Annotated in this window: 22 protein-coding genes; 8 read left to right on the forward strand and 14 right to left on the reverse strand. The window is 66.8% G+C overall.

The window, feature by feature from the left end:
- Positions 1 to 180: 180 nt before the first annotated feature.
- Entirely contained in the window at positions 181 to 1,020 is an 840-nt protein-coding gene (locus tag ACFU5M_RS30145) for an IPT/TIG domain-containing protein (protein WP_379054284.1), read from the reverse strand.
- A 471-nt stretch (positions 1,021 to 1,491) separates the two neighbouring features.
- Between ACFU5M_RS30145 and ACFU5M_RS30150 the strand changes: the two genes are divergently transcribed.
- The 3 genes from ACFU5M_RS30150 to ACFU5M_RS30160 all read left to right on the forward strand — a co-directional run bounded on the left by ACFU5M_RS30150 (position 1,492) and on the right by ACFU5M_RS30160 (position 4,214).
- Positions 1,492 to 2,370, forward strand: a complete 879-nt coding sequence (locus tag ACFU5M_RS30150) for an MFS transporter (RefSeq protein WP_379054285.1) — start codon at positions 1,492 to 1,494, stop codon at positions 2,368 to 2,370.
- 99 nt (positions 2,371 to 2,469) lie between these two features.
- A protein-coding gene (locus tag ACFU5M_RS30155) for an IS3 family transposase (protein ID WP_379054302.1) occupies positions 2,470 to 3,683 on the forward strand; the annotation gives its coding sequence in 2 pieces (ribosomal slippage) (positions 2,470 to 2,701 and positions 2,701 to 3,683; 1,215 coding nt in all).
- A gap of 144 nt (positions 3,684 to 3,827) precedes the next feature.
- Positions 3,828 to 4,214 carry an NAD(P)-dependent oxidoreductase gene (locus tag ACFU5M_RS30160; RefSeq protein ID WP_379054286.1) on the forward strand — a complete coding sequence of 129 codons (387 nt, stop codon included), beginning with the start codon at positions 3,828 to 3,830 and terminating at the stop codon, positions 4,212 to 4,214.
- A gap of 79 nt (positions 4,215 to 4,293) precedes the next feature.
- Here ACFU5M_RS30160 and ACFU5M_RS30165 read toward each other — a convergent pair whose 3' ends face one another.
- A complete protein-coding gene (locus tag ACFU5M_RS30165) occupies positions 4,294 to 4,878 on the reverse strand; it encodes a TetR/AcrR family transcriptional regulator (protein ID WP_379054303.1) in 585 nt (194 codons plus the stop codon).
- A gap of 64 nt (positions 4,879 to 4,942) precedes the next feature.
- Here ACFU5M_RS30165 and ACFU5M_RS30170 point away from each other — a divergent pair, with 64 nt between their 5' ends.
- The 3 genes from ACFU5M_RS30170 to ACFU5M_RS30180 all read left to right on the forward strand — a co-directional run bounded on the left by ACFU5M_RS30170 (position 4,943) and on the right by ACFU5M_RS30180 (position 7,295).
- A complete protein-coding gene (locus ACFU5M_RS30170) occupies positions 4,943 to 5,812 on the forward strand; it encodes an alpha/beta fold hydrolase (protein ID WP_379054287.1) in 870 nt (289 codons plus the stop codon).
- 245 nt (positions 5,813 to 6,057) lie between these two features.
- On the forward strand, positions 6,058 to 6,432 hold the full coding sequence (locus ACFU5M_RS30175) for a MerR family transcriptional regulator (RefSeq protein WP_379054288.1): 375 nt from the start codon (positions 6,058 to 6,060) through the stop codon (positions 6,430 to 6,432).
- A complete protein-coding gene (locus ACFU5M_RS30180; RefSeq protein WP_379054289.1) occupies positions 6,429 to 7,295 on the forward strand; it encodes a TIGR03619 family F420-dependent LLM class oxidoreductase in 867 nt (288 codons plus the stop codon). Before ACFU5M_RS30175 ends, ACFU5M_RS30180 begins: the two co-directional genes overlap by 4 nt.
- Positions 7,296 to 7,327: 32 nt before the next feature.
- Here ACFU5M_RS30180 and ACFU5M_RS30185 read toward each other — a convergent pair whose 3' ends face one another.
- From ACFU5M_RS30185 to ACFU5M_RS30235, 11 genes are all read right to left on the reverse strand, one after another.
- Positions 7,328 to 7,828, reverse strand: coding sequence for a flavin reductase family protein (locus ACFU5M_RS30185; RefSeq protein WP_379054290.1), 501 nt, complete (start codon positions 7,826 to 7,828; stop codon positions 7,328 to 7,330).
- Between the two features lie 337 nt (positions 7,829 to 8,165).
- Positions 8,166 to 9,494, reverse strand: a complete 1,329-nt coding sequence (locus ACFU5M_RS30190) for an MFS transporter (RefSeq protein WP_379054291.1) — start codon at positions 9,492 to 9,494, stop codon at positions 8,166 to 8,168.
- A 125-nt stretch (positions 9,495 to 9,619) separates the two neighbouring features.
- Complete coding sequence (locus ACFU5M_RS30195; RefSeq protein WP_379054292.1) at positions 9,620 to 10,849, reverse strand: cytochrome P450; 1,230 nt, start codon at positions 10,847 to 10,849, stop codon at positions 9,620 to 9,622.
- 10 nt (positions 10,850 to 10,859) lie between these two features.
- Positions 10,860 to 12,122: a cytochrome P450 gene (locus tag ACFU5M_RS30200; protein ID WP_379054293.1), complete on the reverse strand. Its 1,263-nt coding sequence runs from the start codon at positions 12,120 to 12,122 to the stop codon at positions 10,860 to 10,862.
- A 204-nt stretch (positions 12,123 to 12,326) separates the two neighbouring features.
- On the reverse strand, positions 12,327 to 13,553 hold the full coding sequence (locus ACFU5M_RS30205) for a cytochrome P450 (RefSeq protein ID WP_379054304.1): 1,227 nt from the start codon (positions 13,551 to 13,553) through the stop codon (positions 12,327 to 12,329).
- Between the two features lie 353 nt (positions 13,554 to 13,906).
- A complete protein-coding gene (locus ACFU5M_RS30210) occupies positions 13,907 to 15,136 on the reverse strand; it encodes a cytochrome P450 (RefSeq protein WP_379054294.1) in 1,230 nt (409 codons plus the stop codon).
- A gap of 13 nt (positions 15,137 to 15,149) precedes the next feature.
- Positions 15,150 to 16,421: a cytochrome P450 gene (locus ACFU5M_RS30215; RefSeq protein WP_379054295.1), complete on the reverse strand. Its 1,272-nt coding sequence runs from the start codon at positions 16,419 to 16,421 to the stop codon at positions 15,150 to 15,152.
- Entirely contained in the window at positions 16,418 to 17,023 is a 606-nt protein-coding gene (locus ACFU5M_RS30220) for an ATP/GTP-binding protein (protein ID WP_379054296.1), read from the reverse strand. The genes ACFU5M_RS30215 and ACFU5M_RS30220 overlap by 4 nt, the downstream gene beginning before the upstream one ends.
- Positions 16,998 to 17,348, reverse strand: coding sequence for a DUF742 domain-containing protein (locus ACFU5M_RS30225; RefSeq protein WP_039805398.1), 351 nt, complete (start codon positions 17,346 to 17,348; stop codon positions 16,998 to 17,000). The genes ACFU5M_RS30220 and ACFU5M_RS30225 overlap by 26 nt, the downstream gene beginning before the upstream one ends.
- 73 nt (positions 17,349 to 17,421) lie before the next feature.
- On the reverse strand, positions 17,422 to 17,847 hold the full coding sequence (locus ACFU5M_RS30230; protein ID WP_379054297.1) for a roadblock/LC7 domain-containing protein: 426 nt from the start codon (positions 17,845 to 17,847) through the stop codon (positions 17,422 to 17,424).
- Entirely contained in the window at positions 17,847 to 19,217 is a 1,371-nt protein-coding gene (locus ACFU5M_RS30235) for a sensor histidine kinase (RefSeq protein ID WP_379054298.1), read from the reverse strand. The genes ACFU5M_RS30230 and ACFU5M_RS30235 overlap by 1 nt, the downstream gene beginning before the upstream one ends.
- Before the next feature lie 629 nt (positions 19,218 to 19,846).
- On the opposite strand from ACFU5M_RS30235, the gene ACFU5M_RS30240 reads away from it, so the two are divergent.
- Positions 19,847 to 20,278, forward strand: coding sequence for an SRPBCC family protein (locus tag ACFU5M_RS30240; RefSeq protein ID WP_379054299.1), 432 nt, complete (start codon positions 19,847 to 19,849; stop codon positions 20,276 to 20,278).
- A 9-nt stretch (positions 20,279 to 20,287) separates the two neighbouring features.
- Here ACFU5M_RS30240 and ACFU5M_RS30245 read toward each other — a convergent pair whose 3' ends face one another.
- Complete coding sequence (locus ACFU5M_RS30245; protein ID WP_379054300.1) at positions 20,288 to 21,004, reverse strand: SDR family NAD(P)-dependent oxidoreductase; 717 nt, start codon at positions 21,002 to 21,004, stop codon at positions 20,288 to 20,290.
- 84 nt (positions 21,005 to 21,088) lie between these two features.
- On the opposite strand from ACFU5M_RS30245, the gene ACFU5M_RS30250 reads away from it, so the two are divergent.
- The gene (locus tag ACFU5M_RS30250) at positions 21,089 to 21,643 is read left to right on the forward strand and encodes a TetR/AcrR family transcriptional regulator (RefSeq protein ID WP_379054301.1); all 555 of its coding nucleotides are present in this window, start codon (positions 21,089 to 21,091) and stop codon (positions 21,641 to 21,643) included.
- Positions 21,644 to 21,717 lie beyond the last annotated feature (74 nt).

The following is a 21,717-nucleotide window of genomic DNA, read 5'->3' on the forward strand; positions in this document are numbered from 1 at the left end:
AACTTCTTACGTCCCTGCGGAGTCCGATCCGCCCGGATCTCGAAATCCACAACACCCCTTGAGCTGAGGTGTTGCAACGACTCCTAGAACCCGCGCATCCGGGTCGGCCCCTCCGGCTTTCGGATGCCCGAGCCTGCGCGGTACTACTGCCTCAGGCTCGGGCGCGTGCGGTCGGTGCCGTCAGCTGTAGATGAAGAACACGCCGGTAGCGAAACCGCCCGGTCCGGTGACCGTGACCGGCACCGGGCCGAGTCCCACCGGGGTGATCGCGGTGATCTGCGTGTCGGAATTCACCGTGAACGACACTGCCGGAAGGAAACCGAAGAACACGCCGGTGGCGCCGGTGAATCCGGTGCCGGTAATCGTGACCGCGGTGCCGCCGGTCACCGGCCCCGTATTCGGAGTAACCGAAATCAATGTCGGAACAGAGACATACGTGAACGGCACTCCCGGACTCGTACCGACCGGAGTGGTGACAGTGACCTGCACGGTACCCGTTCCCGGCGGAGCGATCGCGATGATCAGCGTGCTGGAAATCCCGATGAAGAACGTAGCCGGCGTGGCACCGAAGTTGACCGAAGTAACTCCGCTGAGGCCGGTTCCGACGATCGTCACCAAGGTACCGCCGGTCGACGGCCCGAAATTGGGAATGATCGCGGCCACCACGGGAGGCTGCACGACATAGGTGTAGGGAACACCATTGCTGGTGCCGCCCGCATTGGCGACGGTGACCTGTACGGTGCCGGCGCCGGGCGGAGCGATCGCCGTGATCTGCGTAGCGGAATCCAAAGTGAACGTTGTTGCGGTCCCGCCGAATCGGACCGTGGTCGGACCGGTGAATCCGGTTCCGGTGATGACCACACTGTTACCCCCCGAAGTCGGGCCCGTAGTCGGGGATACAGAAGTGATAGTAGGCATGGCATTGCCCCATTTCAGTGTTGATTCCCTGCACCGGGGGGTGCTCGACCTTTTGGTTGCCCGGCTGTAACCATTAACACCCTGAAAGGAGCACTGCGGCAATGCATATCGCGATCCGTTTTCGTCTGTTTTTGTCCGATTCCGTCTGGTTTATGAACGGCTTGACTGCATCACCATGAGACCGGGTCTCGCGCCGCAAAGTGCGATGCCACCGTCTCCGCGCCGTTGCAGGATGAACTCGGACTGGGGTTCCAGGCCCGCATGGCGCATCGGACGCCGTTGTGCTGCACGATGTCTCATTGACAACGAGGGTGCCGGACAGTTCGCGCCGGGACGAGTTGCAGGCTCACGCCGAGCAGTTGCTGATAGCTGAATCGTCGGATACGACGGTTCCCGTATGACAGTCGAACAAGTGGTGCATGCAGGACACGCAGGCAATGGCGGCAAACGCGGACGGAAAGCATGCCCGGTCGAAACAAGACCGATCACCTCCAGGAGAATAGGTTCCATCCCGGAAGGTGAGTGGGAGTGAACGCCTACCGAGAGCTTCTGGCGAATCGGACAGTATGTAATTTGATCTTGCTCAGTCTCCTGTTCCGGACTGTTCTCAACTCCCAAACCCTGATGCTGGTAATGCATGTGCGGCACACGTTGGGTCTCTCCTACGGTGCAGCGGGCCTATTGAGTACCGTCGTCTACCTCTGTATGGCCGGCACCGAGCTACGGCGCGGCCCTCGGCTCGATCGACTGGGCTTGCGGGCCACGATGGCTCCGGCGATCCTGGTGAACGGGACATGTTGGCTGATTGCACCATTCGCCCCCTTTCCGTTGTTGCTGTTGCTCGCGGCGTTGGCGGGATGGTTCGAGATACCGGTCATCAACGTCGCGAAACAGGCCATTACGATCGCCACCACCGAACACGAGCGGCGACCGGCGCTGGCCGCGTACGAGGTGACCGCGGATGTATCGCTTCTGGTCGGGCCACCGCTGGCTGTCGCGGTAATGAGTATGTGGGACACGGCGGCGGTGCTGCTCGTGGTCCGATTGGTAGCCGTGAGTTGCGGGATCGTGTTGCTGAGACAGAATCCACCGCTGCGAACCGATACGCGCCAGGTTTCACGGCCTGCCCCACGGCGGTTGTGGTTACAGACCGGGTTCGTGGCGCCATGTGTCGCATACGCCGCCGCTGCCGTCCTGTGCGCGGAGGAACTGAGTGTCATCACGATCATGCACGATTTCGATGCCGAGACGTCGATCGGGCTGGTGCTGGCCGTTGGCGCGGCCGGTGCAGTGGCCGGTGGGTACGGTTATGGCGCGATCTCCAAAGCCTTCTCGCCGTATGTTCTGCTGGTAGGGCTCGGTGTCAGCGTGGTGCCCTGCGCTTTCGCATCCGGGCCGGTTTCACTGGCCATAGCCGTTTTCATAGTCGGCGCGCTGGCCGGAGCTGTTTGAATCGCCCCGGCGTGTCGGGGGACTTCATCTCTTGAGGAGGATGGAGTCGTGTCGTCGAGGAGGAAGTACCCGGCCGAGTTGCGTGAGCGGGCTGTGCGGATGTTTGTCGAGATCCGTGATCAGCATGGGTCGGAGTGGGCGGCGATGCGGGCGGTCGCCGAGTTGTTGGGGGTCGGTCACCCGGAGACGGTCCGTGGATGGGTGCGCCAGGGTGAGGTCGACCGCGGCGCTCGTCCCGGTGTCACGACTGAGGAGTCCGAGGAGTTGAAGCGGCTGCGGCGTGAGAATGCAGAACTCAAGCGCGCCAACGCAATTCTGAAATCAGCATCGATTTTCTTCGCGGCCGAACTGGACCGGCCACAGCGCTGATTGTCAGGTATATCAGTGAACACCAGGGCCACCGAGTCGACGGTGGCCTGCGATGGGGTGTCGAGTCGATCTGCGCCACGCTCACCGAGTTGGGCGTCCGGATCGCCCCATCGACCTACTACGCGCACCGCGACCGGACTCCGACCGTTCAGGAGGCCCGCGACGCGGAGCTGTGCGTGCACATCCAGCGCGTTCATACAGAGAATTTCGGCGTATACGGCGCCAGAAAGGTGTGGCTGCAACTCAATCGGGAGGGAATCACCGTGGCCCGCTGCACTGTGGAGCGATTGATGCGCCAGCTCGGACTGCGAGGTGCGATGCGCGGCAAGGTCAAACGCACCACGATCGCGGATCCGATCGCGCCGCGGCCGGCGGATCTGGTGCAACGCAGGTTCGCACCTGCCGCACCGAACAGGCTCTGGGTCGCCGACATGACGTATGTGTCGACGTGGTCGGGCTGGGTGTATGTGGCGTTCGTGATCGACGCCTATGCCCGCCGGATTATCGGCTGGCGCACCGGCACCTCGATGACCACGGCGCTGGTGCTCGATGCGATCGAGCATGCGATCTGGACCCGCGAGCATGCCGGATGGGATGTGAAAGATGTTGTGCACCACACGGATAGGGGCTCGCAATACACATCTATTGCGTTCACCGAACGGCTCGCCGAAGCAGGGATCCAACCCAGCGTAGGCGCGGTGGGCTCGAGCTTCGACAACGCCCTCGCCGAGACCGTGAACGGCCTCTATAAGATCGAGTTGATCAAGCCCCGCGGCCCGTGGCGCAGCGTCGATCATGTCGAGTTCGCCACCGCCGAATGGGTGGATTGGTTCAATCACCGACGCCTCTACCAGTACTGCGGGGACATCCCACCCGCCGAAATGGAAACCGCCTACTACGCTCAGAATCCAGCCCAGCAACCCGCTGAGCTGTCACATCAATAAGTCTCCGGACTCACCGGGGCGATTCAGTTTTCCCGGCCCGTACCGATCGGATGAATGCCGTTGTCTCTCCGGATGCACTCGGCGAGGCCCTCGGCTTTCATTTCAGCCTTATGTGGGTCGGCGTAGCCGTGGGAGACAGACCGGATGATCGGCGAAGCGCAACTCGCCGCGGTGAAGCCCGGCGCGATTCTGATCAATACTTCCGAAGCGGAGCTGGTGGATCCGGTGCCGTTGCGCGCCGCGCTGCTGAACGGTCGCCTCGCGGCCGCTGCGATGGACGGCTACTACATCGTGCCCGCGCCTTCCGCCCAGAACGATCCCTTCGGGTTGATGGCTCTGGGCGCTGACAGGTTTCTCGTCACCCCGCATGCGGCCGGCGCCACCGAAGAGTCCTTCCGCGCGATGCTCATGGCCAATGTCGAGTCCATCAAGAATGTCCTCGATTCAGGTGAAGATCCACGAGTTGTCAACCCTGGCTTCCGTGACCATGCCCGCTGGTCACCGGTGGGCCGCAGAGCCTCGAGTCCATGATGCCGGGCTCAGTGGGCGCCGGGTTCGGCGTAAGCGAGGCACCTGAATCGATGGCTACGCCAGGTTTCCACCCGATCCGCTATTCACGCACCCCGTCGAGCACTTGCTCGATGCGGGCGCGCAACGACCGGCCCGCCGCGTGCAGGGGTTCGGTCGAGCGGAGAGTGCGGCTGAGAACGAAAGCGCCCTCGAGTGCCGCGAGGACGGCGAGGATGAACTCACGGGCGTCCGGGGCGGGCAGGCCGCGGCGGACGAAGTAGTCGGCGCCCTCATCGATCCAGGAGGCGATGACCTCGGCGGCGACTTCGCGCAGCGCGGGTTCGCTGTCGGCGATCTCACCCGCGACGGTGCCGACCGGGCACATGTTGATCCAGCCGGTCTGTTCGATCTGTTCGGCCGCGGCCGCGAAGGCGGCGGGAATCGCCTCGCGCAGGTCGTCGTCGGCGTCGAGCAGCAAAGGAAGCAATTGGAGGTACGCGGCTCCGGACGTGCGCAACGCCGCGGCGGCGATCTGCGGTTTCCCTTCGGGGAAGTGGTGATAGAGCGACCCCATCGGGGCGCGAGCGGCGACAGTGAGCTGCTTGACGCTGGTACCCGCGTAGCCCTGTGTCCGCATCAGCTCGGCCATCGCGGTGACGAGGCGCTCGCGGGTGCTGGTTGACATCTTCTCGGTCACCGTTCCAGACTAGAGCAAATACTCTAGAGCGATCGCTCGGATGGAGGCGGACATGCCCGTTATCGGACTACCGGTGGGCCGGGTGCACTACGTCGAGCGCGGTGAAGGACCGCCGGTCGTTCTGCTGCACGGCCTGCTGATGAACCACACGGTGTGGGACGAGGTGCTCGACGCCCTGCCCGACGGGTTCCGGTATGTGCTGCCCGACCTGCCGCTCGGCGCCCATCCCCTACCGCTGCGCGCGGGTGTCGACTTGAGCTTGCGCGGCCTGAATCACCTGGTCGCCGACTTCCTCGCCGCATTGGATCTGCGGGAGGTCACGCTCGTGCACAGCGATTGGGGTGGTGCGCTGTTCCTCACCGCCTACGGACTGGACGAACGCGTCGGCAAGCTCATCGTGCTGCCGTGCGAGGCGTTCGACAACTTCCCACCCGGTCTGCCGGGCAAGATGGCCACCGTCGCCACCTACCTGCCGGGCGGCATCTCACTCGCGCTGCGGCAATTGCGCGTTCGGTGGTTGCGCGGCACGCCGCTGCTGTTCGGGTGGATGGCGCGGCGTCCGCTGTCCGACGCGCTGGTGCGCGACTGGACCGAGCCGGGCCTGCGGGATCCCCGGATCCGGCGCGACCTGCTCGCCTACACCAAGTCGGGCTTCCGCAAGCCGGAATTGATCGCGCATACCGAAGCACTGCGCGACTTCGCGGGCGACACGCTCATCCTGTGGTCGTCGGCGGGCAAGGTGATGCCGCGCGAACACGGCCGCCGGCTCGCCGAACTCATCCCGAACGCGAGGCTGGTCGAAATCGATGACGCCTACGTCCTTTCCATGCTCGACCAACCCGCCGCGGTCGCCGCGGCGATGTCGGCGTTCCTGGTGGAGAACCGCACCGCGCCGGGGCGGAACGCTCGGCGGCCGCGGTAGCGCTCAGGCGTCCACGGCCACCGGCGCCGGTGGCACCACGAAGATCTCCGGGGCCTCGGTGGGTTCGCCGGTCGTGTGACGGCGCGTCCGGTGGTGCGCCCACCGCAGCAGGCCGAGGCCGGTGAGTCCGGCCGCGGACGAAACCGCCGGAGGAATCCGATCCGACCTGGGACGGTCCTCGCGGCGGCTTGCGTTGACGTCGACGAGAAGGTTTAGCGTGGCGGTGACGAGGTCGAGGAGGACGGATGCGCATCGGCGAACTGGCACAGCGGGCGGGTACGAGCACGCGGGCGCTGCGGTACTACGAGGAACACGGTCTGGTGCGGCCGCAGCGGGCCGCGAACGGATACCGCTCCTACGACGACGCGGAGGTGCGGGTCGTCGCGAAGATCCGCGAACTGCTCGGCGCGGGTTTCGATCTCGACGACATCCGCCCGTTCGTCGCGTGCATGCGGGAAGGCAACGGCTCCGCAGACGTCTGCCCGGACTCGGTCTCCACGTTGCGGCGCAAACTGGCCGAGGTCGATTCGTATATGGAACGGCTGGCGGAGGTCCGCCGTCAGCTGGACAACCGGCTCGCGGCGGCCTGCGAGTTCGACCGGATCGAGCAGCTGCGGTGAGATTCGCGGTCAGTTACAGCACCCCGTTCTTCGGCGTCGACCCGGATCGACTGATCGCCTACGCCCAGCACGCCGAACGCTGCGGATTCGAGGCGATCTACCTGCCCGAGCACGTCGCGCTGTACCCGGGCGCCACGATAGGGCCGATGGAGATCACGCCGACGGCGCCATTCGCCGACCCGCTCGACGCGCTGGGGTTCGTGGCCGCCTGCACCGACCGGATCCTGCTCGGCACCGCGGTACTGCTGCTGCCCTACCACCATCCGGTGGTCCTCGCCAAACGCCTGGCGACGATCGATGTGCTGTCCAGGGGACGGATGCGCCTGCTCACGGTGGGCTTGGGCACCTTGCCAGGCGAGGCGCAGGCCGTGGGCGTCGATTTCGCCACCCGGGGCCGTCGTGCCGACGAGGCCATCGATGTGCTCCGGCTCCTGTGGTCCGGCGACGCGGACGGAGTGAGCTTCGAAGGCGAGTTCTTCCGGTTCGACAACCTGTGCAGTTACCCGAAACCGGCTGGCGGCGTGCCCTTGCCGATTCATGTCGGCGGATCCAGCCGCGCCGCGGCTCGCCGGGCCGGATCTCGCGGCGACGGCTACTTCCCGGGCGGGGTGCTCGGGCCGGCCGAACGCGCCACCCAACTGGCGGTCGCCCACGCAGCGGCCGGTGCGGCGGGCCGGAACCCCGACGCGTTCGAATACACGCGCTGGGGATCGATCGATATGCCGGCCGACCGGGTCGCGGGATTGGCCGAACAAGGCGTCACGCGCATCGTGGTGAGCGCGAGCACGGGCGACCCGGAGCGCGCCCGCGACGAGTTGTCCGCCTTCGCCGAGCGATTCGATCTTGCGAACGCACGAAAGTAGCGGCCGCATGCGCGTCGGCGCCGAAAACCTCCTCAGACGGCATGGCCCGCAACCAGGTCTGCCACCGAGTGATAGTGCAGGGTCTCGGCGGCGGGTCGCCGCACGTCGCCGTCCTCGGGTTCCAGCAGCATGCCGACGTGATCGCCGAAGTCGTAGCGCTCACGGATGCGGGCGCTGAACCAACTGGGCACCGTGCTGAGCACCGGAATGCCACCGGGACCCGCCTGCCAGTCGCAGTGCACGAACTTATCGATGTCGTCGCCGGTTTCGCCGCCGAAAAGCCGCGCCAGCGAGAGCTGTTCGCTGCCGAGCAAATGTACCGCGAGCCGCTCGGCGCGCTGTGCGACCCGATAGGTGTAGTTCTTCTTGGACAGGCCGATCAAGAACCGGCGCGGTTCGATGCTGACCTGTGTCGCGAAACCGACGAGACAACCGGCGCGCCTGCCATCCGCTTGCACGGTGACCAGCAGCACGGGATAGTCTGCCGCCGCGACCACCGCGTCGAACACTGCGGTCCGGTCTTCGGTAGCCATCGGTCCTCCCAGCGTGATGCAACGTCTTCCCCGGATGCCCGCGCGATCGTCGCGCAAACATGCCGGACCGGGCAGCGCTCACCCTACAATCGCAGCGACAAGTCGTCTGAGACGGCGACGCCGGAAGTGTGGGATGCCCCTGTGACGGCCCGTGTAGATCGGCTCATTCCGGTCTACATCCCGTGGATGATAGTCCACCACAACGCCTTCCGCGCCGACACTGAAAACGCATGGTGGCGGACGCCACATTGCGAGTGCGGTGGTGTACCGCGTCGATCGACGAAGGCGGCCTCGGTTCAGCAGTGCCGTATTCGGCAGTGAGCGCGCTCTCGGCGGATCATGGCTCCGGGTTCCCGCGCACCGGAACGTCTTCGGCACGCCCCCGCAGCGTCGATACGCCCACGGCGGCCGCGACCATGCACAGTCCCACCACCCAGAGCCCAGCGCGCTGGCTCCCCGTCACGTCTCTCAACCCACCGGTGACATACGGCGCCACGAAACCACTGACGTTGCCGATCGAGTTGATCAGCGCGATACCGCCCGCCGCGGCAGCACCGGTCAGGAAGGTGCCGGGCAGGGCCCAGAACGTCGGCAGCGCCGCGAGCACGCCCACCGCGCACACGGTCACCGCGACCATCGCGGCGAACGGATCGCCGAGATACAGGGCCACCGGAATGGCAAGGCCGCCGAGCAGCGCGGGCAGGGCGACGTGCCGGATGCGCTCACCGGTCCGGTCGGCGCGCCGCCCCCACCACACCATCACGATCGCGCCGATGAGATAGGGCACCGCGTTGATCAGCCCACGCTGTACCACCGAATACCGCATGCCGTACTGCTGCTGGAAGCCGTCGATGATCGTCGGCAGGAAAAAGCCCAGCGCGTAGAGACCGTAGACGATGCCGCCGTAGACCAGGGCGAGCCCGAGCACTCGCCGATGGGTCAGCGCACGACGCAGAGTCCAGTGCTCGGCGCGCCGCAGCGCGGCCCGCTCGGCGGCGAGTTCGCCCGCGAGCCATTCCCTTTCCGCCGGGGCCAGCCAGGTCGCCCGCTCGGGACGGTCGGTCAGATAGAACCAGGTCACCACAGCCAGCGCGACGGCGGGCAGACCCTCGACCAAGAACATGAACCGCCAACCGCTGAGCCCGAAGACCCCGTCGCCGTACTGGATGATCAGGCTCGACACCGTCGCGCCCAGCGCCGTGGAAATGGGTACCGCGGTCATGAACAACGCCACGATCCGCGCCCGCTGCGCTTGCGGGAACCAGTAGGTCAGATAGAGCAGGATGCCGGGAAAGAAGCCCGCCTCCACCACCCCCAGCAGGAACCGCAGGACATACAGCACGGTGGCGTTGGGCACGAACGCCATGGCCGTGGCCACCAGACCCCAGGTGACCATGATCCGGGCGATCCAGCGCCGGGCGCCGAACCGGTGCAGCGCCAAGTTGCTCGGCACCTCGAGCAGCAGGTATCCGGCGAAGAAGACGCCCGAGGCGAATCCGAAGGCGGTCTCGGTGAGCCCGAGATCGGTCTTCATACCGCTGGGCCCGGCGAACCCGATGTTGACCCGGTCCAGGTAGTTGACGAAGTACAGCAGCCCGAGGAAGGGCAACAGACGAATAGTGACCTTGCGCAACGTCGCGTCGGCCACCTCGGCGGTGGAGACCATCAGCGCACTCTCGGCCCCGGACCACCGCTTCGTCAAGTGCGCCGCAGGAGAACCCCTTCGCGCGAGCACGCGAGACGAATCGCCGCCTTGCGCCCCCGGCCGCGGCCGGGGGCGCGGGTCCGCCGCTAGTTCGCCGGCTCCAGGTACACGGGAAGCCGGTCGTGTCCGTTGGAGATGAAGCTGGACACGGAACCGAGTTCACCGGGACCGGCCGCCAAGCGCATGTTCGGGAAGCGCTGGAAGAGCGCGGGCAGGGCGATCTCGGCTTCCAGCCGGGCCAGCGGCGCGCCCAGGCAGTGATGCGCCCCGTACCCGAAGGCCATGTGCTCCTTGGTGGCCCGCCGCACGTCGAACTCGCCCGCGGTGGCGCCGTGCAGCTTCGGATCGCGGTTGGCTCCGGCGTAGGACGCGAGAATCGGCTCGCCCTTGGCGATGCGCAGGCCGTCGATCTCGATGTCGTCGGCGGCGAAGCGCAGCGGCAGATGCGCCACGGGCGCCTCGTAGCGCAACGACTCCTCGATCAGATCGGTCCAGGTCGCACGCCCCGCGGTCACCTCGGTGAGCTGGTCCGGGTGGGTCAGCAGTGCGAAAACGGCCTGATCCAACAGGTTCACCGTGGTCTCGTGCCCGGCGCTGATGACGAGCAGCAGCGTGTCGACCAACTCCTGCTCGGTCAGCTGTGAGCCGTCCTCCTCGTCCCGGTGCGAGATCAGCAGACTGGTCATGTCGTCGCCGGGTGTCTCGCGCCGATAGGCGACGAGTTCACCCAGGATCCGGTACATCTCCGCATAGTTCGCCTGCGACTGTTCCGGAGTCAGCGAGGTATCGAAGATGCCGTCGACGCAGGTGCGCAAACCGGCGTGCAGGAATTCCGGAAGCCCCATCAGGGCGCTGATCACCTGGATCGGCAGCGGGTAGGCGAAGCCTTCCCTGAGGTTCACCGCGTCGCCCGCCGGTGTCGTCGCGAGTTCGCTCAGCAGATCCGTGGTGATCTCCTCGATCATCGAGCGCATCGCCTGGGTGCGGCGGTGGGTGAACGCGGGTGCGACGAGTTTGCGCAGTCTGCGATGGTCCGCGCCGTAGGCGGTGAACATGTTGTTCACAGCGACCCAGGGCAACAACGGCCAGTCCTGCGGTATCTGCCCGTTGATGAGCGCGGGCCAGTGCTGCTTGCCGTCTTTCGACACCCGGGGATCGGCCAGCAACCGCTTGAGCACGTCGGCGTCGGTGACCGACCACGCCCGTACGCCGCCCGGTAATTCGACGAGGGTCACCGGTCCGCGCGCGCGGATTCGCGCGGATTCACCCTGGATGTCGGCGCCCGTCGGGTCGAGAACTAGGGGCTGTGTGTCCATCGGGGACTCCTTAGAAGACGGTCAGCGGAGGGGATTTCGGAAACACCACGGGCAGCGATACCAGCGCGCGATGGAACGGGCCCGGCCGCCAGTTCAATTGGCTGGGCGCCACGGCCAGACGCAGCTCGGGCAACGCGTCGAGGATCTGATCGATCGCGTCCTGGACCACCAGGTACGCCGCCGATCGGGCTGGGCAGGCATGCGGCCCCACGCTCCACGCCAGGTGGGCCCTACTGTCGGTGCGCTGGCCGACACCGATCGCGGGGTCGTTGTTGCAGCCGGCCATGCTGATTATCACCGGCTGGTGCGCGGGCAGCCAGACGCCATCGATGAGAATCGGCTGCTTCGGATAGCTGACGCAGTAGTTCGCCATCGGCGGGTCGTTGAACAACACCTCGTCGAGGGCGTCGCGGGTGGAAAGGCTCCCGCCGAGAAAGTCTCCCGCGAACCGTTCGTCGGTGAGCATGAGCAGCAGCGTGTTGACGATCAGGTTCTGCATCGGTTCGATACCGGCGCCGTAGAGCGTGACCAGCTGATGGATCATCTCGACGTCGTCCAGGCCCGCGTCGTGCCGCAGCAGCCTCGAGGTGATGTCGTCGCCGGGGTCCTTGCGCTTCATCTGCACGAGTTCGAACAACGCGTCGGTGAGCATCGCGTTGCCCTTGTCCGCGTTCACGCCCTCGAAGATGGCGGCCATGCCGGTCGCGACCTGCTGCCCGACGTCCGGTGGGCAGCCGATCAGGGCGTTGAGCACCGCGAAGCTGAGCGGGAACGCGTATTGGCTGATCAGATCCGCCGCGCCGTCCTCGCAGAACGCGTTGATCAATGGGATGGCGATCTGCTCGATGGTTCCGTGCAGCGCGTGCAGATCGACTCCGCCGATGCTCGCGACGTTCGCCTGCCGGTAGCGCAGATGCTCCAGGCCGGCACTGCGCAGCGCGTTCGGCCGCCACTCCAGCATGGGCAGCACCGGGCACTCGCCCGGGACGTTCTTCTGCCAGGTGCGCGGATCGGCCGGGAAGTGGTCGGGGTCGTTCAGGATGCGCAGCGCGGTGTGGTAGCCGATCACCAGAGTGGCGGGCAAGTTCGGCGACAGCTCGACCGGAACGAGCGGACCGTACCGGCGGCGCATCTCGCGGTAGGCCTGGTGCGGATCCTCCGCGTACTCCTGCGAATACAACGGGTAGCGAGGGCCGCTGGAATCGATCGGTGAGCTCTGCGTGACGGGGCACCCGTTCGCGAACGAGGACGGCGGGAAATGTGGCGTGGTCAAAGACGAAACTCCAGAGGAACGAACATTTCGACGAACGCGATCGCCCGGCGCGTGCGCGCCGCGACGGCGTGAGTCGACGTGATCACGTGGAAATCGGTGACAGGTCGGCGCACACCCTCATCAGCTGTGTGCGCGACGACCTCTGAGCGGCAACCTCCTTCTGGATCGGCAGGCGGCGATGTCGGCTCGCCGGACGGAGCCCGGCTACGGCGCCGAACTCGCCTCCGACTGGTTCGAGAAAACCGGCAGGGGCGGGGATTCCGGGAAATGGACGGGCAGGGCGGTCAGCGATCGATGAAACGGACCCGGTCGCCAGGTCAGCTCCTCGGCGGGGACGCCGAGCCGCAGCTCGGGCAACGCGTCGAGCAGCTGATCGATGGCGTCCTGGGCGATCAGATAAGCCACCGACCGGGCCGGACAAGTGTGCGGCCCGACACTCCACGCGAGATGAGCCCGGTTGTCGGTGTACTGCCCCGTGTTGATCGCCGGGTCGTTGTTGCATCCGGCCATGCTGATGACCACCGGCTGGTGCGCGGGTAGCCAGACGCCGTCGATCAGGATCGGCTGCCGTGGGAAGGTGACACAGTAATTCGACAGCGGCGGATCGGTGAACAGCACCTCGTCCAGCGCGTCTCGGGTCGACAGGCTGCCGCCGATGATGCCGCCCGCGAACCGCTGGTCGGTGAGCATCAGCCGCAGAGTATTGACGATCAGGTTCTGTTGCGGCTCGATGCCCGCGCCGTACAGCATCAGCACCTGCTGGACCATCTCGGTGTCATCGAAATCGACGGGGTGTTGCAGGATGCGGGAGACGATGTCGTCGCCGGGGTGGGCCCGTTTGAGCGCCACCAAGTCCGCCATCGCGTCATTGAACATCGCGTTGCCCTGCTCGGCGTCCACGCCTTCGAACATCGCCGCGAGCCCCATCGCCGCCCGCTGCCCGATCTCCGGCGGGCACCCGAGCATGGCGTTGATCACCGCGAACGACAGCGGGAACGCGTATTGCGCGATCAGGTCGGCCGAGCCGTCCCCGCAGAAGCCGTTGATCAGCGGAACGGCGATCCGCTCCACCGTGTTGCGCAGTGCGAACTGATCGATCTCCTCGATGCCCGCGACCGTGGCCTGCCGGTACCGGGCGTGCTCCGGGCCGGAATTCCGGATCGCGGCCGGCCGCCACTCGAGCAGGGGCAGAACCGGGCAGTCACTGGGCACGGTCTGCTGCCACGTCCGCGAATCGGCCGGGAAGTGGTCGGGATCGTTCAGGATGCGCAGCGCGGTGTGATATCCGATCACGAGCGTCGCGGGCACACCGGGGGACAGTTCCACCGGAACGAGCGAACCGTACCGCCCGCGCATCTCCCGATACGCACGATGTGGGTCCGCCGCGAAATCGTCCGAGTACAGCGCGACCCGGGGGCCGTCGGCTCCCACCGGCGAACCGTGCCGGACCGGGCAGCCGCCGCTGGAGGACGACGATGTCGAGGACTGTGGGTGGGTCAAAACGTGACTCCAAAGTCGGAACGTTCGACGAGCAGGGTGGGCGCACGGTACGTGCCCCTGGTGTCGGGATCCGAATTGCCGTGCGAGCGTAACCAATTCGACATTACGCCGAATTCCGCTGGGGCAGAGCATATCTCGTGGGTCACGTCGGCGCGATCGGGTGCTCCCGCAGCGGAACACCTGGACCCGGGTATCCGCGTGGATACGCGGGTTGCCGAGTCCGGGCGCGGGACGGCCGAGACTCCGATGCAGGCAGGTGCGATAGTGATGTCGGTGCGGGCGGACTACTCCGCCGCCTCCAGGAACACCGGCAGCTCGGAGTGGCCGTTGGAGATGAAACTCAGCACGGTGCCCAGCTCGGCCGGCTCGACCGCGAGGCGCATATCCGGGAAGCGCCGGAAGATGGCCGGAAGGGCGATCTCGGCTTCCAGCCGGGCCAGCGGCGCGCCCAGGCAGTGATGCGCCCCGTAGCCGAAGGCCAGATGATCCTTGGTCGCTCGCCGCACGTCGAACTCGCTCGCGGTGGCGCCGTGCAGTTTCGGATCCCGGTTGGCCGCCACGTAGGAGGCCAGGATCGCCTCCCCCTTGGGGATGCGGACGCCGGCGACATCGATCTCCTCGACGGCGTAGCGCAGCGGCAGGTGCGCCACCGGCGCCTCGAAGCGCAGCGACTCCTCCACCACGTCCGACCAGGGGACCCGGCCCGCCACCACGTCCGCACGCTGGTCAGCGTGGGTGAGCAACGCGTAGATGGCCTGATCGAGCAGGTTCACCGTCGTCTCGTGCCCGGCGTTGATGACCAGCATCAGGGTGTCGACGAGTTCCTTCTCGGTCAGCTGCGAGCCGTCCTCCTCATCCCGGCTGGCGATCAGCACACTGGTGATGTCGTCGCCGGGCGTCTCCCGCCGGTAGGCCACGAGTTCGCTGATCAGCCGGTACATCTTGAGATAGTTGGCCTGGGCCTCCTCCGGCCCGAACGATGTGTCGAAGAATCCGTCGACACATTTCCGCACGCCGGGGCCCAAATGGTCGGGCACACCCATCAACTCGGTGATGACCTGGATCGGCACCGGATAGGCGTAGCCCTCGCGCAGGTCGACGGCCGTACCGCGCGGGGTGGCCGCCAGCCGGTCGAGCAGGTCCGCGGTGATCGCTTCGATGCGCGGTCGAAGCGCCACGGTGCGACGGTGCGTGAACGCGGGCGCGACCAGTTTGCGCAGGCGCCGATGCTCGGCGCCGTAGGCGGTGAACATGTTGTCGACCGCGACCCACGGCTGCAGCGGCCACTCCTGGGTGATCTCACCGTTCATGAACGCCGCCCAGTGCTGCCGGGGATCCTTCGACACGCGCGGGTCGGCCAACAGGCTCTTGAGCACGACGGCATCGGTGATCGACCACGCGGGCACCCCGCCGGGCAACTCCACCAGGGCCACCGGCCCACGTTCGCGCAGCCGCGCGGCCTCGCCTTGGATATCGGAACCGGTCAGATCCAAGACTATCGGCTCTTGCGACATCGGACGCTACTCCTTACACCATGTTCAAGGGAGGGGACTTCGGAAAGACGACCGGCAAGGACGCCAACGCCCGGTGGAACGGGCCGGGCCGCCAGACCACTTGATCCGCGGGCACGGCCAGCTGCATCTCCGGAAGCGCGTCGAGGAGTTGGTCGATGGCTTCTTGGACGACCACCGACGCCACCGACTTCGCGGGACAGGCGTGCGGTCCGACGGCCCACGCCAGGTGCGAGCGGTTGCCGGCGCGGTCACCGCCGCGGATCGCCGGGTCGTTGTTGCAGGCGGCCAGGCTGACCAGGACCGGCTGATGCGCGGGCAACCAGGTGTTGTCGATGAGGATGGGCTGGCGCGGATAGGTGATGCAGAAGTTCGCCATCGGCGGGTCGTTGAACAACACCTCGTCCAGCGCGTCGCGCGTCGACAGGCTGCCGCCGAGGACGTCGCCGCCGAAACGGTCGTCGGTGAGCATCAGCAGCAGGGTGTTGGTGATCAGGTTCTGCTGCGGCTCGATTCCGGCGCCGTAGAGGCTGATCAGGTTGGAGAGCATCTCCTCGTCGTTCAGATTGGACGAGTGATGCGCCAGCCGGGAGGTGACGTCCTCGCCCGGCTCCGCGCGGCGCTGGTGGATCAACTCCATCAAGGCCTCGGAGAGCATCTGCATGCCCTTGGCCGCCTCGACGGTGTCGAAGAGCATCGCCATGCCGGTGGCGACCCGCTGACCCAGTTCCGTCGAGCAGCCGACGATCCGGTTGAGCACTTCGAAGACGAGCGGGAACGCGTACTGCGTCACCAGATCGGCGGATCCGACCTCACAGAAAGTGTTGATCAGCGGAATCGCGATGCGCTCGACCATCGAGTGCACCTCGTGCAGGTCGATGGCATCGATGCTCGTGGTGTAGGCGCCCCGGTAGCGGGCATGCGCGGCACCGCTGTTGCGCAGTGCGTTCGGGTACCACTCCATCATCGGACGGATGGGCGAGTCCTCGGGAATGTTCTTCTGCCAGATGCGGGGATCGGCGGGAAAGTGCTCGGGATCGTTGAGGATCCGCACGGCTTCTTGATAGCCGATCACCAGCGTGGCGGGCACACCGGGCGAGAGCTCGATCGGGACCAGCGAACCATGGCGCCTGCGCATCTCCCGATAGGTCCCGTGCGGGTCGGCCGCGAATCCCTCCGCGTAGAGCGGGATCCTGGGACCGTCGGTGTCGATCGGCGATCCGTGCGCGACCGGGCAGGCGCCGGTGGCTAGGTGGGTGGGGAAAATCGAGGATTGTGGCGTGGTCAAATGCGAGACTCCAAACGGTGGAACAAGAATTCGACAAGCGTGATCAGCGAGCGCAAGCACGTGCCTCGATCACGCGCGTCCAGTAACGTCAGCGGTGTGCCGGGTTCCAGGTCGAGGGCATCGCGCACCTCTTCGAGCGGGTAGGGCCGCGCGCCTTCGAACTGATTGACCGCCACCGAATACGGGACGCCACGTTCCTCGAGCACCGAGAGGACCTCGTCGGACTTCTCGATGCGGCGGGTGTCCACCAGCACGAGCGCGCCGAGCGCACCGCGGGCCAGCTCCTCCCACAAGGGGACGAAACGTTGCTGGCCCGGCGTGCCGAAAAGGTAGAGCGCTAGTTTGGGACTGAGTGTGATGCGGCCGAAGTCCATCGCGACCGTGGTCTGCAATTTGCCGGGCAGTCCGGCCATGTCGTCCACGCCGACGCTGGCCTCGGTGATGGTCTCCTCGGTGCGCAGCGGCTTGATCTCCGAGACGCTGCTCACGAACGTGGTCTTGCCGACGCCGAAGTTGCCGGCCACCAGCAGTTTCACCGAGCGGGTCACGGTCTCCGGCACGTAGTCGACGGCGCGATCAGACGGCGAGAGCACGGAGCCCATTGAGTACCTCCTCCAGCAGAGCGATCTCCGGCAGGGACTCGGCCGGGGTGGGAGTGACCAGGTGCCCGCCGTCCATGAGATCGGACGCGACGATCTTCACGACGGACGGCGGGAGGTCGAGGTACGCCGCGATCTCGGCGATCGACAGCGCACCTCGACGGCTGCACAGGGCCATGACCCGGCGCGCATCGGGCGACGCGCCGGGCAGTGGATCTTTGGCGGTCAGGACCAAAGTAACCAGGTCCAGCTCACGAGTAGGACGCGTACGCCCTCCGGTGCGCACATAGGCCCGGACCAGGTCCGGATCGCGCCGCGGCTTGCTCATGACGGCACCTCGCTTTCGCTCGGCTCCGTGATGCCCAGCGGCGCAGTACCTTTGACTCGCTCGCTGCGCTCGATCATGGCATTTCGCTACCGTCTACGCGCCTACGCGGCTGGCTGCCGAGCTCGCGTCCGACCCGGCCGGCCAACTCGTTCATGCGGTGGGCGACGAGGCCCACGTCGATGTCGTTGGTGGTCGCGACGCCGAGTAACGCGCCCTCGCCCGCCGCGGTGATGAGGATCATCCCCTGGTCGTACTCGGTCATGTTCTGCCGGACGCCATTCGCGGAATCGCCACAGAACTCGCCCAGCGCCTTGCCGAGCGAGCGCAGGCCGGAGGCCGCCGCGGCGAAGCGTTCTGCCTCGTCGCGGGCGATCCCCGTGGAGTGCGCGATCCGCAGGCCGTCGTCGGACAGCAACACCGCGAACCGCACACCCGGGATACTGAGATCTTCGAGTAGCCAGCCCAGTTTGTTGCTGCTGTCGGTCACGGGTGTGGCCATCAGGATGTCATCCCTTCCGTGTCATCAGATGCGGCGGCGCGGCCGCTCTTGGAGCCGGTATGCCAAGCTGCGGCGACCTCGGGGCGAGCGATGCCCGGTTCGGTGCGCGGCCCGACCGGGGCGAGCGCGACCGTTCGGCGTCGCCGCTTGGGTAACCCGCCGCTGGTGATCTCGCTCACCGTCAGCGAGTGCTCGTCCTCGCCGGGCTGCTCGATCGGCGCGTCCTGCGCGGGAACCGTCACCGGCTCCGGTTTTGCCTCGGCCACGGGCGCGACCTCCTGGACGTTCTGCGGGGTGACCAGCAGCGACTCCGGGATGTAGACCATCGCGCGCATGCCGCCGTAGACGTTCGGGCCGTCGATGTAGACGGTGAAACCGTAGCGGCGGGCCAGCGCGGCGATACCCGGGAAGCCGACCTTCGGCGACGGGCCGAGCTGGTGGATGTCGACGGGCCGCTCGTGCGCGAGCACCTGGCGGGCCTCCTCCATCTGCTCGGCGTTCATCCGCACGCCCGCGTCATCGATGATGACGGTGACGCCGTGATGGCCCTCCTGGAAGTTGACATCCACGTAGGAAGTCGGCGGGGAGTACCGCAACGCGTTGTCCAGCAGGGTCGCCAGCGTGTGCACGAGCGGCTCCACCGCGCGGCTGATCACGATGCGGTCGAGCTGGTTGGGTCGCACCCGCAGGTATTCGCGGACGCGGCCGATGGCGCCGCCGACCACATCGGTCAGCGTCTGCGCGGGCCAGCGGCGGCCGGGCAGACCACCGCAGACGATCACGTAGGACTGCGCCTGACGGATCATCTGCTGCACGGTGTGGTCGATGCGGGTGAGGGTTTCGTACACCTGGTCGTCGCGATGCTCACGCAACGCGGCGCTCACCACCTGACTGACATCCGCGCCGAGGCTGACCACAGAGGTACCGAAGGAGCGGACCGCGGCGCTGGTCGCCTGGCGCGAAGCCGAGGCGACCTCGTTGCGCGCGGTCTCCTCGGCGGCCTTGATCGCCTGCTGCGCCTCGTTGTTGGTCAGGTCCCTGGTCTCCGAGCGCATCAGGCTCAGATCGTCGGCGTACCGCTCGGAGATCCACCGCAGGATCTGCGCGAGGCGTGAATTCTCCATGCCGGCCTGGACTTCGACCGGGGGCACCTGCGACTCGAACCGGCGGATCGACTCGGCCACCGCGGGTAGCGTGGTGGCGGCGAACCGCTCGAGCGTGTCCTCCGTCGCGCGCTGTTCCCTGGTCACAGCCTCGAGCTTGGCCCGTTGAGCCCTGGCATACTGCACTGCGTACAACGCCCCCGCTACGGCGATCACCAAAGCGACGGCGAGGATCCATGAAAGCACCACGGCGATATCTTGATTCATCAGTTCTTTCGTCGTTGACTGGTCTCGAGGAATCGGCCCACTGCCATCCTGCTTCGCTCGCCTTCCCTCGCCTGCCGACCATGGACGGACCGGTCGGTGGGGTCCGCGTCGGAGTACCGGAACCCCGCGACGACACCGGCACTCACCGAGAGTGCCTACCGCACAGTGCCCGCAGGACAGGCGATTACATGTCAATCGCCGACCGCCCGGATCGTGTCCGAACGGTAACCAGAACCCGACCAAACGCACATTAGCAGCATTCCAACGAAGTCTCTGCCGATCCCAGCGACACATTCCGGTTTCCCGGAGTTGGGACGATACGTGCCGGTGATCGCGACATAGCTGCGCAATAATGTTGGGCTGCCGTGCAACCCAGGGACCGTTTGCCCTGCGTACGGGCCCGCACCCGGGACGAGCACCGGAAACGGCGTGGCGGCGCAGGGGCCATGGACGCCGCGACGACCGGAACTCGGCCGGCGGAATGGGCGTTCGCTGATATGTCAACAAACGTATTGACGGGTGTTCGAATTCGATTCCGTCGCGTTGCGTTCACCTCGGCGTCGATCGAGCACCCACAGTCGCTCGCCCTCGCGACCGGGCGGGCCACCGGCGCCGGATACCATGCGCCCATGGCAAAGCTGAAGGTCTCGGTCGATGTCCCGATCTCGCCCGAGGAGGCCTGGAGGCACACCTCCGACCTCGCCGACCTCGACAAATGGCTGACCATGCACGAGGCCTGGCGCGGTGAGGTTCCCGCCGAGTTGACCGTCGGCACCCAACTGGTCGGCATCGCCTCGGTGAAAGGCCTGCGCAACCGGGTCACCTGGACGGTGCGCGCCGCCGAGCCCCCACGCCGCTTGCAACTGACCGGCGCGGGCAAGGGCGGCACCAAACTGGGCCTGCAACTGCTCGTCGCGCCGAAAGGCTCCGGTTCGGAGGTCACCGTCGACATCGAGCTCGGCGGTGCGCCGCTGTTCGGTCCGATCGGATCCGGTGTGGCCCGCGCGGTCAGAGGCGATATCGAACGCTCCCTGGACCGCTTCGTCGCGCTCTACGGCTGAAGCCGACCGTCACCCACCGAGAGCGTCGAAGACTTCTTCGGCCCGGTCGCGGGTGCGATACATGTTCCACGCGGCCTCGGCCAAGTCGTCGGGATCGAGGGTGTGGCCTTCCGGGCTGCCGAAGCGCGCCGGGTCGGCGGTGACCATGGCGTGGATGTCCCCGCGCTCGACGAGGCCGCCGATGGTGAGGGTGCCCGCGTAGAGGTTGCGCCCGGCCAGCGCCGCGTTGAGGGTGAGGGCGTAGTTGCGCAGCGCGGCGGTCGCGAGGGCGAGGTGACCGAGCATGGGCATGGGACGAACGCTGGAAAGGCCGCCGGCGAAGAGCACTGCGCCGTCCCCGCGATCGAGCATTCCGGGCAGTACGTCGCTCACCACGTCGACCGCGGGCCACACCCACTCGAAAGCCGATCGCGCCGTGTCGGCGTCGATGTCGGTGATCGGCACCGGCTGCTGCGTCGGCACCGGCCCGTAGTAGACCATTCCGATCGGGCCCGCGCGGCGGATGTCGCCGAGTACCGTGCCGAGCCGCGGCCGATCGGTGACGTCCGCGACGTGAGCGGTGGCGTCGATGCCGCGCGCCGCCAGATCCGCCAGATACGCCCCGTGCCGCGCGTCGCTGCGCGAGACCAGCGCGACGCGGAACCCTTCCCGGCCGAAACGGCGGGCCATCGACATCCCGAGGCCGGGCCCGACCCCGACGATCACCGCTGTTGCCTGCTGCGCCATACCATCTCCTTCAATATGAGGCCCCCCTCGATTTTTACGATAGCATGAAATCGAGGATGCCCTCAGATTTTGTAGAATGATCGCGTGACCAAGCCGCTGCGCCGGGATGCCGCCCGTAATCGCGAGAAGTTGCTGCGGGAAGCGGCCGAAGTGTTCATCGAGCAGGGTCTCGACGGCTCGTTGGAGGAGATCGCGCGGCGCGCCGGAGTCAGCATCGGAACGCTGTACAACCATTTCCCGACCCGCGATACGTTGATCGACGCCCTCCTACCGCCGCGACTGGCGGCCGTGGACGAGATCGCCGCCCGCGCGGCGGCCGAGCCGGACGCCTGGACGGCGTTCACCGGATTCGTGGAAGACCTGCTCGTCCGGCTGACCGCCGATCGCGGGTTGCTCGAGGCGTTCACCGGGGATCATCCCGCGGCAGCTCAGCTGGCGGAAGCCTGCCGGCGCGGAATGTCGCAGCTGTCCGCCGTTCTCGCGCGCGTCCGGGAAGACGGTGCGCTGCGCGCCGACGCGACCGACGAGGACGTCGTCGACTTGGTGTGGGCGCTGTCGCTGCTCGGGGAGGCCACCGGCTCGCCATCGTGGCGGCGCGCCGCGGAGATCGTGTTCGACGGGCTTCGAAGCCGTCGGTGACCGGACGGGCGATCAAGCCACGACCGGCCCGGTACGGTCCCGAGATCGCCTGACCTACAGGCGATCTCGGGACG

The sequence above is a fragment of the Nocardia sp. NPDC057455 genome (assembly GCF_042802775.1).
Taxonomy (GTDB): Bacteria; Actinomycetota; Actinomycetes; order Mycobacteriales; family Mycobacteriaceae; genus Nocardia.